The organism is Flavobacteriales bacterium, assembly GCA_030584065.1.
GTDB lineage: Bacteria > Bacteroidota > Bacteroidia > Flavobacteriales_F > PHOS-HE28 > PHOS-HE28.
On record CP129489.1, the window covers coordinates 1,351,428 to 1,366,571 of the forward strand.

Here is a 15,144-nt window from a genome sequence, read left to right on the forward strand (position 1 = left end):
AGGGTCCCAAGAAAACACGGCCCGGTCAATCCCCAATGTCCCGGTCAGGATCCCCGCATCATGTTCTGGTACTGCCCGATATGCCCGGGATCGATGATCTGCAGGGTGTTGAAGAGCTTGGTCTTCTCCGCCGGGTCAGCGGGCTTGAAGAGCTCCACGATCTCGTTGTACTTGGCGTTGAAGATCACCTGCAGGTTGTAGCTGGCGGGCTTTGCCTGGTGCACCGTCTTGAGCTTCTCGATGGCGGCGGCGATCTTCCGGCGCGCAGCGGCGGCATCCTCGGTCATGGTGTCCATGCCCTGCCGGTGGTAATCGTAGAGCAGCTCACGCAGCGGGCGGAACACCGCCTGCACCTGATTGTCCAGCAGCCAATACCTGTTCTGCTGGCCCTCGAAGGCCTTCCAGCCCTCTTCGCTGGCGTTCTGGGCATTGTTCACCACCTGCTGGGCCTGCGTGTAGAACTCGCTTCCGCCCAAGGGTGAGAAGGTGTCGCCATCGAGCCCGAGCACGAAGTAGGCGTAGAACCCGAGCAGCGAGGAGAGGTTGTTCAGGAAGCGGTCTGGCGTGAACTCGATCTGTGTGTTCTCCAGGAAATTGAACTGCACCTTCTCATCCACCAGGTCAAGGATGGGGCTGTTGTAGTCCGTGCCGTACACCGGTCGGGCATAGATCACCTGCAGGGTGCCCTCGAAACGGTCGGGGGCCGGCTGGTTGCTGATGGTGAGCAACAGGTTCAGGTCGATGCGTTCGGCGGGCGCATAGTTGTAGTTCGTGAATCGCCGGCTGTTGAAGAACTCCCGGATGGCGAGCTCCATGCTCTGGAACACGCGTGGCTGCGCCGTGGCGATCTGCGGTGCGATGACGCTGACCTGGCAGTTGAACTCCTGTCCCAGGGCCGCGAAGGGCAGCAGGAGCAACAGCAGGAACAGGCGCATCGGTCGCATGGCTCAGAGGAGTTCTTCGAGGCGGTCCAAGATAGCGCGGGCCGCATCGCGCTTGCTCATCAACGGCAGCTCCTGCGGATCCTTGCCCGGTGCGAGCAGGGTAACCTTGTTCGTGTCGGTGCCGAAGCCGGCGCCCGCATCGCGCAGGCTGTTGAGGACGAGGAGGTCGAGGTTCTTGCGATGGAGCTTGGCGCTCGCGTTGGCCAGCTCGTTGTCCGTTTCAAGGGCGAAGCCCACGAGGCGCTGGCCCTGCGCCTTGTGCGCGCCCATCCAGGCCAGGATGTCCTCTGTGGGCTCGAGCGCCAGGTGGAGGTCCGCCTCCTTCTTCTTGAGCTTGCCTGGAGCGGGTTGCGCCGGGCGGTAGTCGGCCACTGCGGCGCTCATGATGATGGCATCGGCGTGCGCAGCGCGCTCCTTGCACACGGCAGCCATCTCGGCGGCGGTAACCACATCGGTGCGAGCGACTCCCGGCCGATCGATGCGCAGGGAGACGGGCCCCGTGACAAGCTCCACCCGCGCGCCGCGCGCCGCAGCTTCCTCGGCCAGCGCAAAGCCCATCTTGCCGCTGCTCCGGTTGCCGATGTACCGCACGGGATCTATGGCCTCCTGCGTCCCGCCAGCCGTTACCAGCAGGCGCCTGCCGCTCAGCCTGCTGCGCCCCACGAACTCGGCGTACAAGGCCTCCACAATGGCCTCGGGGTCGCTCATCCTGCCCTCGCCCACCAAGCCGCTGGCGAGCTCGCCGCTTTCCGGCCCGATGAAGCGCACCTTCCTTCCGCGCAGCGCATCCATGTTCTTCTGCGTGCCGGGATCGCGCCACATCTCCAAATCCATGGCCGGGGCGGCGAAGACCGGGCAGGCCGCGCTGAGAAAGCAGGCCTGCAGGAGGTTGTCGCAGAGCCCATGGGTCATCTTGCCCAGGGTGTTGGCGGTAGCAGGGGCGATCAGGAGGACATCGGCCCAGCGCGCCAGATGGACATGGTCGTTCCAGGCCCCGCTGCCATCCCGCACGAAAAGGTCGGTCAGCACGGGGCGTTTGCTGAGCGTAGCCAGCGTGAGCGGCGTGACGAAGTCATGCGCTGCGGGGGTCATCACCACCTGCACCTCGCAGCCGGCCTTCACCAGGAGCCTGGTGAGGTTAGCGGCCTTATAGGCTGCGATGCCGCCCGAGACACCGAGCAGCACCTTGCGATTGAGGAAGCGCTCCACCTGAACAGGGGATCGTTCCGGAATGGACGGTCAGGCTTGCTGGGGCACCTCGGCCGGAGCCTCCTCCCCGCCACGGCGCCAATAGAGCTTGCCCTCCATCAGCTCCTGGATGGCCAAGGCGCCCGGCTTCGGCATCCGCTCGTAGTGCTTGCTCACCTCGATCTGCTCCCGGTTCTCATAGACCTCCTCAAGGTTCTCGCCCGTCATGGCGAACTCCTCCAGCTTGGAATGGAGCTCCTCCTTGATGCGCATGCTGATCTGGTTGGCCCGCTTGCCGAGGATGGCCACGGTCTCATAGACGTTGCCCGTTTCCTGATCGAGCTTCGCCACGTCACGGGTGACGGTGGTCTTGGCGGCGGTGGTCGGCTTGTTGCTCATGGTTGCTGGTTCGGTGTCGGCTGGGCCAATGCAGCCTCGAGCTCCTTGCGGAGCCGCTCGGCCAGGTCGCGCTCGACGCTGTTCGGATAAGCGTCGGCGAAATTACGGTAAGATCGCATAGCCTCCTGCAGGCGCTCCAACCGCTTGGTTTCCACGCTGTTCATGGCCAACGAATGGTCGGCCCGCAGGATCCGGAGCATGGCATCCTCCCGGTAGTCGCTGTTGGGGTACTGGCGCAGGAAGTCCTTGAAGGCCATGCTGGCCGCCTGGTAATTGCGCATGTGGAAGTACTGCTCGGCGGCATGGTACGCCTTCACTTCCAGCTTCGTCCGCAGGGCATCCACGATGCTGTTGCAGCTGTCCCTCAGACTGGAGTTCGGGAACCGCACCATGTACAGCTGGAACTGGTCGATGGCCACGCGCGTATCGGCCTGGTCCAGCTCGTAGTTCGGGCTGTTCATGTAGTAGCAGTAGGCATTCAGGAAGGCGGACTCCTCGGCATGGCGCCCCACCGGGAAGGTGCGGCCATAGTTCTCCAGGTAGTAGGCAGCCATGGTGTAGTCCTTCATAAGGAAGTGGGCCTTGGCGTGCAGGAAGTTCACCTCCTCGCTCTCGGCCGTGCCCCGCTTGAGCATGATGAGCTCCTCGAGCAGGGGGATGGCGCGGTCGTATGCCCCCTTGTCGTAGTACTTCCGGGCCACCTCCATCTTGTAGGGGATGCTGTCGCTCTTCAGGGCCCGGTTGAAGGGACTGCAGGAGCTCAGAGACCCGGCACCGGCCATGCCCAGCAGCACCCAAAGTGCGAGCGCGGATGAGGAGGCGAGCAGGATGCGTATGGCCTTGCGCGGCCCGGGACCTGATTCAGCGGCCATTTCGGAGGGGCGCGAAGATAGCCGGATGCAGCCAACGGCATGCCGTTGATAGCCAACGGTTAACGCTCTTTGGCACTGCAGGGAGCAGGTTACCTTTGGCCGGCCGCAACCAACGGCCCATCCCACAACAACCCAGCGCCCAGCCGGGCGAACCGAACATGAACGACATCTTCGACAAGATCCGCAAGGACCTCGGCCCCATCGGCCGCCATGCCAAGGACAGCCATGGCTACTTCTCATTCCCCAAGCTCGAGGGCGACCTGGGGGCGCACATGACCTTCCGGGGCAAACCGGTCCTCGTCTGGAGCCTGAACAATTACCTGGGCCTCGCCAACCACCCGGAGGTACGCAAGGTGGACGCTGAAGCGGCAGCAGCCTGGGGGATGGCCTACCCCATGGGCGCCCGCATGATGAGCGGCCAGACCAAGTACCACGAGCAGTTGGAGGATCAGCTCAGCGAATTCATGGGAAAGGAGGACACCTTCCTCCTCAACTACGGCTACCAGGGCTGCATGAGCGCCATCGAGGCCCTCCTCTCCCGCCACGATGTGCTGGTGTACGACAGCGAGTGCCACGCCTGCATGATCGATGGCGCCCGCCTGCACATGGGCAAGCGCTTCGTATTCCAGCACAACGACATGGCCAGCCTGGACAAGCAGCTGGAGAACGCCAAGAAGGTGACCGAGCAGACCGGCGGCGGCATCATGGTGATGACCGAGGGCGTGTTCGGCATGGCCGGCGACCAGGGCAAGCTGAAGGAGATCGTGGAGCGCAAGTCGAAGTACAACTTCCGGCTCTTCGTGGACGATGCGCACGGCTTCGGCATGATGGGACGCGACGGCCGCGGAACGGCGGACGCCCAAGGCGTGCAGGACGGCGTGGACATCTACTTCGGCACCTTCGCCAAGGCCATGGCCACCATCGGCGCCTTCGTGAGCGGCCCCGAGGACGTGATCATGTACCTGCGCTACAACATGCGCAGCCAGACCTTCGCCAAGAGCCTGCCCATGCCCGTGGTGATCGGCGCCCTGAAGCGCCTGGAGTTGATCCGCACGCGTCCGGAGCTGGCCGAGAAGCTCTGGACCATCACCAAGGCCCTGCAGAGCGGCCTGAAGGAGGCCGGCCTGGACATCGGCGTCACCAACAGCTGCGTGACCCCGGTGCTGATGAAGGGCAGCATCCCCGAGGCCACCAACGTGGTGCTCGACCTGCGCGAGCATCACGGCATCTTCTGCAGCATCGTGGTGTATCCCGTGGTGCCGAAGGATGTGATCCTGCTGCGCCTGATTCCCACGGCAGCGCACAGCCTGGAGGATGTCGCGCGGACCATCGCGAGCTTCAAGGAGGTGAAGAAGAAGCTCGAGGCCGGGGCCTACAAGGCCGACAAAGTGGCCGCGGTCTAGCCCGCTCCACCGATCGAACCAGGCGAGGGGCTCCCAGCGGGAGCCCCTCGTTCTTCCCTTCCCGCCATCCACATGGCCCGTGCAGCGAAATGACCATCTTCGCGCGTACCAAACCAAGCCCCCATGAGGAAACGCTACACCCTGCTCTTCGCTGCGATGCTCACCCTTCGCGCCGCTTCGGGCCAATCCGGCGTGCCCGATCCGGATTACGGCAACGCCGGCATCGTCATCCTCCAGCCAGGCGACCTCCACGATGTGGCGTACGACATCATGGCGCTGGATGACAACAGCTCGCTCATCTGCGGCGTGGCGCGCATCGAAGGGAGCAACGCCATCTTCCTAGCGCACCTGCTGGAGGACGGGAGCCTCGATGAGGCCTTCGGCACCGACGAGGGCTACACCTTCATCAGCATCGGGGAGGAAGCCTACGGCTATGCCATGGGCCGCGACTCCGAGGGGCGCATCTATGTGGCCGGGACTGCCTATCCCACCTTCGCGCAGAGCGTGGTGGCGGTGGTGCGCACCGATGCCAACGGCCAGCCCGATGGCTCCTATGGCACCGACGGCGTGCTCACCATTCCCGTGGGGAGCGGCGATGCCGTGATCGATGGGCTGGCCATTGCAGGCGATGACCATGTGGTCCTTGCCGGATCGGCGATCGGAGATGACTTCATCCGCGACGCCATGCTCATGCGGATCACGCCGCAAGGTGAACTGGATGCGGGGTTCGGCAACGGGGGCATCGCCATCCTCGACGACCTCTCCTCCGAGAGCAAGCTGAATGACCTCGCTCTGCTGGACGATGGGAGCATCCTGGGCGTCGGTTACGCCACCAGCGGCTTTGAGTACCGCTCCCTGGCCTGGATGGTCGATGCCACCGGGCTTCCCGTAGCCCAATTCGGATCCAACGGTGTTGCCCTGCTGACCATCGGCACCAATGGATCGGTGGCCCATGGGATGGCGGTTCGCGGCACGGATATCTACGTCACCGGAGCGGCCATCGGCAACGGCGACGACGACATCTACGTGGCCCGGCTGCGCGACAATGGCAACTTCTCACCGTTGTTCAACGGCGGTTCGCCGCGCCTGATCGACCTCAACGACATGGAACTCGGCCTCGATGCGGCCATCGGTGTGGGCGGCAACATCATCATCTGCGGCACCACCGGCGCGCCGGGCTTCGCTTCTCCCCGTGACTTCTTCGTGGCTCGGCTCACCAGCAGCGGCGACCTTGTGCAGTCGTTCGGCACCGATGGCGTAGCGGTGACTTCCATCCAGCCGGATTTCGATGATGCCAATGCCGTGGCCATGCAGGCCGATGGCAAGATCATCACCGCCGGCTTCACCTCCGGATTCAGCGCGCAGACCGACAATGATGCGGCCGTGGTGCGCTACGCCGTAGACTGGGTGCTCGGCGAGCAGGCGAGCATTCAGCGCCATGGCCTCCTCGTATGGCCGAACCCCTGCGCGGGAGCGGCGCTGAGTGTGGCCCATGGTGCAACTGGTGCGGTTGAGGCGCGCCTGGTGGATGCCGCCGGCCGGGTCGCCCGCACCGAAGTGCGCACCTGCGATCCGATCACATTGGACATGACCGGTGTGGCTGATGGCCGGTACGTCCTGGAGCTCCGCAGCGATGCGGGCATCCAACGCACCTGTGTGATGGTGCAGCGCTGAGCATCGGATTCGATGGACCGAAGGGCCGCCATGAGCGGCCCTTCGCATTTCCCATCCCCGGGATTCGACAGTCCTGCGGCGCAGGGCGATGGGGCGCATCCCTGATGCGCTGAAGCAGTGCACGCCGCCGATGAAGGGGCCTGCGCAAACCCTTGCCGGGCGCGGCCCGGGTAACCGCATGCTGCGACGCGTCGTAGGAACAGGCGGGTTCACGTACCCTGTCCAGGACCGATGCTCCGCAGAATCACGCTCATCCTGCTGCTGCTCACGACCGCGATCACCGGTCGCGCCACGCACTTCAGCGGCGGTGAGATCTACTGGGATTGCCTCGGCAACAACCAGTACCGCATCACCCTTATGGTGTACCGGGACTGCGCTGGCATCAACGTGGACCCCTCGGTGACGCTGCAGCTCACCAGTCCCTGCGGCAACACGAGCATGACCGTGGCGCACAACGGGCCCACGGAAATATCGCAGCTCTGCGGGGCGGAGCTCCCCAACAGCACCTGCAACGGCGGGCCGCTGCCCGGCATCCAGCAGTTCACCTACACCGGCATCGTGACGCTGCCCCCCTGCGATTCGTGGACCATCTCCTACACGAACATCTACCGGAACAACGCCATCGTGAACCTGCAGAACCCGGGCACCCAGCGCACGCACATCCGCGCTGTGGTGAACACCACCATGGGCTGCAACGACTCGCCGCAGTTCTCCAATACCGCCATCCCGTATGTGTGCATGGGCTATCCCATCACCTACAGCTTCGGCGCCTGGGATCCGGAGAGCGACTCCCTCAGCTACGAGTTCATCAATGCCATGGGGCTCAATGGCGCCTCCATTCCCTATGTGAACCCTTACACGGCCACGGATCCCATCCCTGGCATCACGCTCGACCCATCGACCGGCGAGGTGAACTTCGTCCTCAATGTGCAGGGCAACTGGGTGGTGGTGGTGCGCGTGAACCATTGGGTGAACGGCGTACTTGCAGGCTCGGTGATGCGCGACATGCAGTTCGTCGCCTATCCATGCGGAAACGACCCGCCGAACCCTGCTGCCGGGGTGGTGCAGGCCCTGACCGGGAGCGCCGTTCAGTTGGGTCCGAGGGCGATCCAGGTGTGCGAGTCGGGCAGCTTCTGCTTCTCTTTCGCCATCGACGACCCCAACCTGCCGAACGTGCTGACCGCCTTCAGCAACATCGGCCAGAATCTGCCGGGCGCCACCTTCACCTACACCGCGGGCAATCCGATGCAGGCCCAGGTTTGCTGGACCGCCCAGCCCAACACCTCCGGCTTCTTCCCCTTCATCGTGAACGTGAGCGACGGGGCCTGCCCGATCCCTGCCTTCCAGACCTACATCTACAGCGTGACGGTGATTCCGGGGCTCTTCGGCACCGTGGCCACCACAGGCGAATCCTGCCTGGGCAGCGGCAATGGCACCGCCACGGCCAATGTCACCACCGGCACCGCGCCATTCAACTATGATTGGAGCACCGGTGCCACCACCCCGAGCATCATGGCGCCGCCCGGCACCTACACGGTGACCATCACGGATGCGAACAACTGCGTCTCTCCCCCCCTCTCCGGCACCATCGGCACCATCGCCCAGCCCAATGCGGCTGACGCCGGGCCGGATGCCGTCGGTTGCGTGGGCAGCTTCCCCATCGCACTCGGCGGCTCCGTGACGAACGCCACCGGCGGCACCTGGAGCGGCGGAGCGGGCACCTTCAGCGGCTCCTGGCCCGGTATCGCCTACACACCTACCGCGGCCGAGGTGGCTGCCGGCAGCGTGATGCTCACCCTCACCACCACGGGCAATGACAATTGCCCGCCGGCATCGGACCAGATGGTGCTCTCGCTGCCCAACAGCTTCGCCGGCGTCGGCATCACGGCGACGGATGCCGACTGCAACGGAGCGGCCACCGGCAGCGCAACGGTCACCGGGGGACAGTCCGGCCTCACCTATTCGTGGAGCACCACGCCGGCCCAAACCGCGGCAACGGCCACAGGCCTCGCTGCGGGGACCTATGGGGTCATCATCTCCGATGGCCTGGGGTGCAGCACCAGCCTGAGTGCGACCGTGGCGGCGCCTGCGGCCATCAGCCTGGCAAACCTCGCCGCCTTCGACGAGAGCTGCGCCGGCGCCTCTGACGGCTACCTGGTTGCCACGGCCACCGGGGGCACTGGGCCCTACGCCTATACATGGAGCAATGGAGCCACGGGCAACGTGCTCACAGCCGCGGCCGGTACGTACACGGTATCCATCACGGATGCCAACGGCTGCGCACCGGCCACCGCCAGCGGCACCATCAGCGCGGCGGCACAGCCCAACCTGGCGGATGCCGGCGCAGACCTAGTCGGCTGCATCGGCAGCCTCCCCATCGCGCTCAGCGGCACGGTGACCAACGCCGACGGCGGCGCGTGGAGCGGAGGCACCGGCACGTTCACGGGCGCATGGCCCAATGTGCTGTATGCACCGAGCGCCGCCGAGATCGCCGCCAACGGCGTCACCCTCACGCTCACCACCACCGGCAACACCGGCTGTCCACCGGCTACCGATGAGCTCTTCATCCAGATCCCGAACAGCTTCGCGGATGCCGTTGTGACACCGACAGACGCGATCTGCTTCGGAACCACCACCGGGGCTGCCGCCTTCACCCCCGCACTGCCCGGCTTCACCTACTCATGGAGCACGGTGCCCGTGCAGACCGCAGCCATCGCCACCGGCTTGGGCGCCGGCGACTACACCGTGACCGTCACCGATGCCTATGGTTGCACCATCAGCCTGAGCACCAGCATCGGTCCTGCAGCCGCCGTGGCGGTAGCCGACATCACCATTACGGACGAGACCTGTGCGGGGTCCGCAAATGGCACCGCATCGGCGGTGGTCTCGGGCGGCACGCAGCCCTACTCCTATCTCTGGAGCAATGGCGCCACCACGCCGACGATCACCGCCGGCGCCGGCACCTACACGGTCACGGTGACCGACGCCAACAACTGCGCGCCGGCCACGGGAACCGCCACGATCAATGCCGCAGCGCTGCCCAATGCGGCCGATGCTGGCGCGGACCTCGTGGGGTGCGTGGGCAGCTTCCCCATCACCCTCTTCGGGAGCATCACCAATGCGACCGGAGGCGCATGGAGCGGCGGAACGGGCTCCTTCACCGGAACCTGGCCCAGCGTGAGCTACACGCCCGGGCCCTCGGACATCGCTGCCGGTGGCGTGACCCTCACCTTCACCACCACCGGCAACGACAACTGCCCGCCCGCATCGGACCAGCTCTACATCAGCATCCCCAACAGCTTCCAAGGGATCATCGCCAGCGCCACCGACGCCACCTGCAACGGCTCCACCAACGGATCGGCTACGGTGAGCCCCGATAGCCCGGCCTTCTCCTACCAATGGAGCAATGGTGCCAGCACCGCCACCGCCACGGGCCTGATGGCCGGCGGCCATACGGTGATGGTCACCGACCCCTTCGGCTGCAGCACGGTTCTCAACGTCACCGTTGGCCAGCCCAGCGCCATCGCCATCGCCGAGCTGGTCTCCTCCGATGAGACCTGCGCCGGCTTCGCCGATGGCACCGCGGCGGTGACGGCCACTGGCGGAACACCGCCATACAGCTACCTCTGGAGCAACGGCGCCACGACACCCGCCATCACCGCAGGGGCTGGTTCCTACATCGTGGGCGTGGGCGATGCGAACAACTGCGCCGTGGCCGTCGGCATCGCCACCATCGATGCGCTTGAGCAACCGCCCGCCGCCGATGCCGGTCCGGACCAGGTGGCCTGCATGGGCAGCTATCCGGTGGCCATCAACGGCACCAGCGTCAATGCCACCAGCATCGCCTGGACCGGCGGCACGGGCACCATCATCGGATCGGGCGCCGCCATCCAGTACATGCCCGCTACCGCCGAGATCCTCGCCGGGTCCGTCACGCTCACCCTGACCGCCAATGGCGGATCCTACTGCCCGGCCGCCTCCGACCAGGTGACGCTGGCCCTGAGCAACGCCTTCATCGGCGCAGGGCTCGCCGCGACCGCCGTGGATTGCCATGGCAATGGCAACGGATCCATCCTCTTCGCACCCGATGCGCCGGGCAACGCTTATCTATGGAACGATCCGCTGGGCCAGACCACGGCCAATGCCACCGGGCTCCAACCCGGCAGCTACACCGTGACGGTGACCGATGCCCTGGGCTGCGACACCGCCCTCACCGCGGTCATCGCAGAGCCGCCTCCGCTGGCCATCGCCGCGCTCAACGTAACCGGTGTGACCTGCAACGGCGGCAGCAACGGAACGGCCAACGTGCAGGTGAGCGGCGGAACGCCCCAGTACAGCTTCTCCTGGAGCGGCGGCCAGTCCACTGCCACCATCGTGATGCTCCCGGCCGGCGACCTCAGCGTCACCGTCACCGACGCCAACGGATGCACCGCACAGGCCAGCGGTTCCATCACGCAGCCACCGCCCATCGTGGTACAGCTGTCCGTGCCCGACACCGTGTGCGTGAACGCCCCGGTGCCCTTGGTCGCTCAGGCCACCGGAGGTACCGGCACACTCAGCTACAGCTGGGGGCCGCTCGGCAGCGGCAATCCGATCACCGTCGCCTTCAGCCAATCGCAGCTCGTCCAGCTAACAGTCACCGACCAGAGCGGATGCGCTTCGCCCACCCTACTGGAGCCCGTCTATGTCCTCGACCTTGCGAACGCCACCCTCTCCGCCTACGGCGACACAACCATCTGCCCGGGCGGTGCGCCCGCCGCGGTCGGGGCCGCGCTCACCGGTTATCCCGGCACCTACAGCATGAGCTGGCTCGACCTGGGCGCCAGCGGCCCGGGGCCCTTCACAGTGCCATTCACCACGGACCGGGACCTCACCGTCACCGTCATCGATCAATGCGGGGATACGCTGCAACGCGTCGTGGAATTGCGCGTACAAACGCCGCCGGCCATCAGCCTGCCGCCCATCATCGCGCAGGGCTGCGCACCGCTCACCGTGGACTATCCCGACCTGCAGCTGCCACCCGGCATCAGCTACTCCTGGGACCTCGGCAATGGTTCGGTGAGCAGCGCCCCCAGCCCGGTGATCGTGTACCAAGCCGGAACCTACAGCGCCTCCCTCTCCGTGAGCACCTCCTTGGGATGCACGTCCACGGCCCCTGTGCCCGGCACCATCAATGCCTGGCTTCCCCCCACCGCAGGTTTCAGCGCCAGCACCTACAGCACCACCGCCGACAACGCAAGCATCAGCTTCACTGACCAGAGCACCGGCAGCATCGCCGCTTGGGACTGGCTCTTCGGCGATGGCGGCACCAGCACGGCCAGCAATCCCACCCACGGCTATGTGGAAGTGGGCACCTTCCAGGTGACCCTCACCGTGACCGACATCCATGGCTGCACCGACGAGGCCGATGCGACCATCACCATCAGTCCGGTCTACGAGATCACCATCCCCACGGCTTTCACCCCGAACACCAACGGCGGCAACGGCGGCACCTGGGACCCCAACGACCTGAGCAATGACGTCTTCTACCCCTTCGCCCGCTTCGTGGATGAGTTCCGCATGCGCGTCTTCAACCGCTGGGGCGAGCTCATCTTCGAGAGCAACGACATGCGCGTCGGGTGGGACGGCTACTACCGCGGCCAGCTGAGCCCCCAGGATGTCTATGTGGTCCAGACCTGGTTCCGCTTCGTTGACGGCAAGGAGGAGCAGCGGCTCACCGATCTCACCCTCTTCCGATGAGGATGCGCCGGCATACCGCCCTGCTGCTCATGGCGGCCACCGCTGGCGCCGTGCATGCGCAGGACCCGCAATTCTCGCAGTGGTACGCCGCTCCGCAATACCTCAATCCCGCGCTCACCGGCAACACCCACCAGGACCGGATCGCGCTCAACTACCGCCTGCAATGGCCGGGCGTGCAGCCGGGCTATGAGACCTACATGGCCGCCTACGACCACCGCTTCAGCACGGTGAACGCCGGCATCGGCGGCATGGTGCTGCGTGACAAGGCCGGTACCAGCGGGCTCACCAGCACCACCGTGGGCCTCAGCTACAGCTATGAGGCGCGCATCAACTACCGCCGAGCTGTGCGCGGCGGCCTGCGCCTGGGGTACACCATGCGCGGAGTGGACCCGGGCGGCTACCTCTTCGCAGACCAGGTGATACGCGACAACGCAGCCCAGACCATAGAGCCCAATCTCATGGAGCGCGTGAACTACCTCGACCTTGCCGGCGGCCTCATGTACTACAGCGAGTCGCTGTGGGCCGGGGTGAGCGTGAACCATCTCAACCGCCCCAACATGAGCCTGATGATCGGCGGACATGCCCCGCTCGAGCGCCGGATGAGCGTGCATGCAGGCTATCGTTTCCCCATCGACGGGCAGCGCAGCCTGAGCAAGAGCGAGACGCGGATGACCGTGGCCACGCACTACAAGATGCAGGGCAAGTGGGACCAGCTCGACCTCGGCTGGTACATCGACCACCAGCAATTCACCGCCGGGCTCTGGTACCGTGGGTTGCCGCTTGTGAAGGCTTACAAGCAGGGCTACGGCAACAATGAGGCGGTGATCCTCATGGCAGGCTACCAGACCGAGAACCAGCTGCGCTTCGTGTACAGCTACGATGTCACCATCAGCAAGCTCACGATGCGGAGCGCTGGCGCCCATGAGATCAGCCTGATCTACGAGTGGCCCAGGAAAGCCAAGAACCGCAAGCACCGTATCGTGCCCTGCCCGAAATTCTGAACCTGGCCGGCACAAGGAATGACCAAGCTCTTCCGGTCGTCCTGGTGAGATTCCCGAGGTCTTGGACGGACAACGAACGGTTACATCCGCTCAGGCACTTCGATGCCCAGGCACCACATGGCCCGCTTGGTGGCGTTGGCCACGGCGGCGCTCAGGTCCAGGCGGAAGGCGCGCTTGGCGGCGTCCACCTCCTTCAGCACCGGCACGCCCTGGTAGAACGCGTTGTAGGCCTTCACCAGTTCGTAGGTGTGGTTCGCCAAGGCGGAGGGATCCAGCTTGGTGGCCGCTTCATCCAGCACGGCCGGCAGGTGGTGCAGTAGCTTGATCACCGTTCGTTCTTCGGGAAGCAAGCCCCCGGATCCGATCCGATCATCTGGTCTTCTGACCATCTGATCATCCGATCCTTCCGCCTTCCGCAGCAGGCTTTTGACCCGCGCGTAGGTGTACTGGATGAATGGCCCCGTGTGCCCCTGCAGGTCGATGCTGGCGGCGGGGTCGAAGAGCATGCGCTTCTTCGGGTCCACCTTCAGCAGGAAGTACTTGAGCGCGGCCAGGCCGATCATCTCATACAAGGACGCCTTCTCCGCCTCGGTGAAATCGTCCAGCTTGCTGAGCTCCTCGCCCATGCGGCGCGCTTCGGAAACCACCTCGTCTATGAGGTCGTCGGCGTCCACCACGGTGCCTTCGCGGCTCTTCATCTTGCCGCTGGGCAGGTCCACCATGCCGTAGCTGAGGTGGAAGAGCTCATCGGCCCAGGCGAAGCCCAGCTTCTTGAGGATGATGAACAGGACCTTGAAGTGGTAGTCCTGCTCGTTGCCCACGGTGTAGATGAGCTTGCTGAGGCCGGGATACTCCTCGAAGCGCTTGATGGCCGTGCCGATGTCCTGCGTCATGTACACGCTGGTGCCATCGCGGCGCAGGAGCACCTTCTCATCGAGGCCCTCGGCGGTATTGTCCACCCACACGGCGCCGTCCTTCTCGTAGAACACGCCATTCTTCAGGCCTTCGAGCACATCGACCTTGCCCAGCACGTAGGTCTGGCTCTCGTAGTAGTTGCGGTCGAAGTCCACTCCGGCGCGGGCGTAGGTGGCGTTGAAGCCTTCGTACACCCAGCCGTTCATGGTCTCCCACAGCGTGCGCACGGCGGGGTCGTTGGCCTCCCATTGGCGGAGCATCTCCTGTGCCTCCAGCAGGATGGGCGCGGTCTTCTCCGCTTCCTCCTTCGGTTTCCCGGCAGCCACGAGGGCATCGATCTCGGCCTTGTAAGCCTTGTCGAACTCCACGTAGTACTTGCCCACGAGCTTGTCGCCCTTGAGGCCGCTGCTCTGCGGGGTCTCGCCTTGGCCGAACTTCTGCCAGGCCAGCATGCTCTTGCAGATGTGGATGCCGCGGTCGTTGATCACCTGGGCCTTGATCACCTCATAACCAGAGGCCTGCAGGATGCGGCTGACGCTGTATCCGAGGAAGATGTTGCGCAGGTGCCCCAGGTGGAGCGGCTTGTTGGTGTTGGGACTGGCGTACTCCACCATCACCTTCCTGCCCGTGGCGGGGAAGCTGAGGATATCGCGCTCGCCCGCTTCGCGCAGGAAGCCCAGCCAGTAGGCATCGCCGATCACGATGTTGAGGAAGCCCTTCACCACGTTGAAGCGCTCCACCACGGGCACGTGGGCCACGAGGTGCTCGCCGATGGCCTGGGCTGTCTGCTCCGGGCCCTTGCCGCTGAGCTTCAGAAAGGGGAAAACGTTGATGGTGACATCGCCCTCGAACTCCGGCCGGGTCTGCTGGAAGCCGATGGCCTTGGCATCGAGGTCATGGCCGAAAAGGTCCTTGAAGGCGCCTTGCAGCGCAGGAACGAGCTGGGAGCGGAGTCTGTCCTGGAACATCGGGGTGCAAAAGAAGGGGATGTCGGTTGTTCGTTGTCAGT

Annotated in this window: 9 protein-coding genes; 4 read left to right on the forward strand and 5 right to left on the reverse strand. The window is 65.1% G+C overall.

Annotation, left to right across the window (positions count from 1 at the left end):
• Positions 1–44 precede the first annotated feature (44 nt).
• Genes QY325_05990 through bamD form a run of 4 tightly spaced genes read right to left on the reverse strand, consistent with a single transcriptional unit; the run spans position 45 to position 3,403 of the window.
• Positions 45–935 (reverse strand): DUF4835 family protein, encoded by an 891-nt coding sequence (locus QY325_05990; GenBank protein WKZ67473.1) that lies wholly within the window; start codon positions 933–935, stop codon positions 45–47.
• 12 nt (positions 936–947) lie between these two features.
• Complete coding sequence (gene coaBC, locus QY325_05995; GenBank protein WKZ67474.1) at positions 948–2,153, reverse strand: bifunctional phosphopantothenoylcysteine decarboxylase/phosphopantothenate--cysteine ligase CoaBC; 1,206 nt, start codon at positions 2,151–2,153, stop codon at positions 948–950.
• A 30-nt stretch (positions 2,154–2,183) separates the two neighbouring features.
• Positions 2,184–2,531 (reverse strand): DNA-directed RNA polymerase subunit omega, encoded by a 348-nt coding sequence (locus QY325_06000; GenBank protein ID WKZ67475.1) that lies wholly within the window; start codon positions 2,529–2,531, stop codon positions 2,184–2,186.
• Positions 2,528–3,403: an outer membrane protein assembly factor BamD gene (gene bamD / locus QY325_06005; GenBank protein WKZ67476.1), complete on the reverse strand. Its 876-nt coding sequence runs from the start codon at positions 3,401–3,403 to the stop codon at positions 2,528–2,530. Before bamD ends, QY325_06000 begins: the two co-directional genes overlap by 4 nt.
• 158 nt (positions 3,404–3,561) lie before the next feature.
• On the opposite strand from bamD, the gene QY325_06010 reads away from it, so the two are divergent.
• The 4 genes from QY325_06010 (at position 3,562) to QY325_06025 (ending at position 13,220) form a co-directional block, all read left to right on the forward strand.
• The gene (locus QY325_06010; protein WKZ67477.1) at positions 3,562–4,806 is read left to right on the forward strand and encodes an aminotransferase class I/II-fold pyridoxal phosphate-dependent enzyme; all 1,245 of its coding nucleotides are present in this window, start codon (positions 3,562–3,564) and stop codon (positions 4,804–4,806) included.
• Between the two features lie 123 nt (positions 4,807–4,929).
• Positions 4,930–6,480 carry a hypothetical protein gene (locus tag QY325_06015; protein WKZ67478.1) on the forward strand — a complete coding sequence of 517 codons (1,551 nt, stop codon included), beginning with the start codon at positions 4,930–4,932 and terminating at the stop codon, positions 6,478–6,480.
• 231 nt (positions 6,481–6,711) lie between these two features.
• On the forward strand, positions 6,712–12,219 hold the full coding sequence (locus QY325_06020; protein WKZ67479.1) for a PKD domain-containing protein: 5,508 nt from the start codon (positions 6,712–6,714) through the stop codon (positions 12,217–12,219).
• Positions 12,220–12,221: 2 nt separating this feature from the next.
• Complete coding sequence (locus QY325_06025; protein WKZ67480.1) at positions 12,222–13,220, forward strand: type IX secretion system membrane protein PorP/SprF; 999 nt, start codon at positions 12,222–12,224, stop codon at positions 13,218–13,220.
• Positions 13,221–13,300: 80 nt separating this feature from the next.
• Here the strand turns inward: QY325_06025 and argS are convergent, their stop codons facing one another.
• The gene (gene argS / locus QY325_06030) at positions 13,301–15,103 is read right to left on the reverse strand and encodes an arginine--tRNA ligase (protein WKZ67481.1); all 1,803 of its coding nucleotides are present in this window, start codon (positions 15,101–15,103) and stop codon (positions 13,301–13,303) included.
• Positions 15,104–15,144 lie beyond the last annotated feature (41 nt).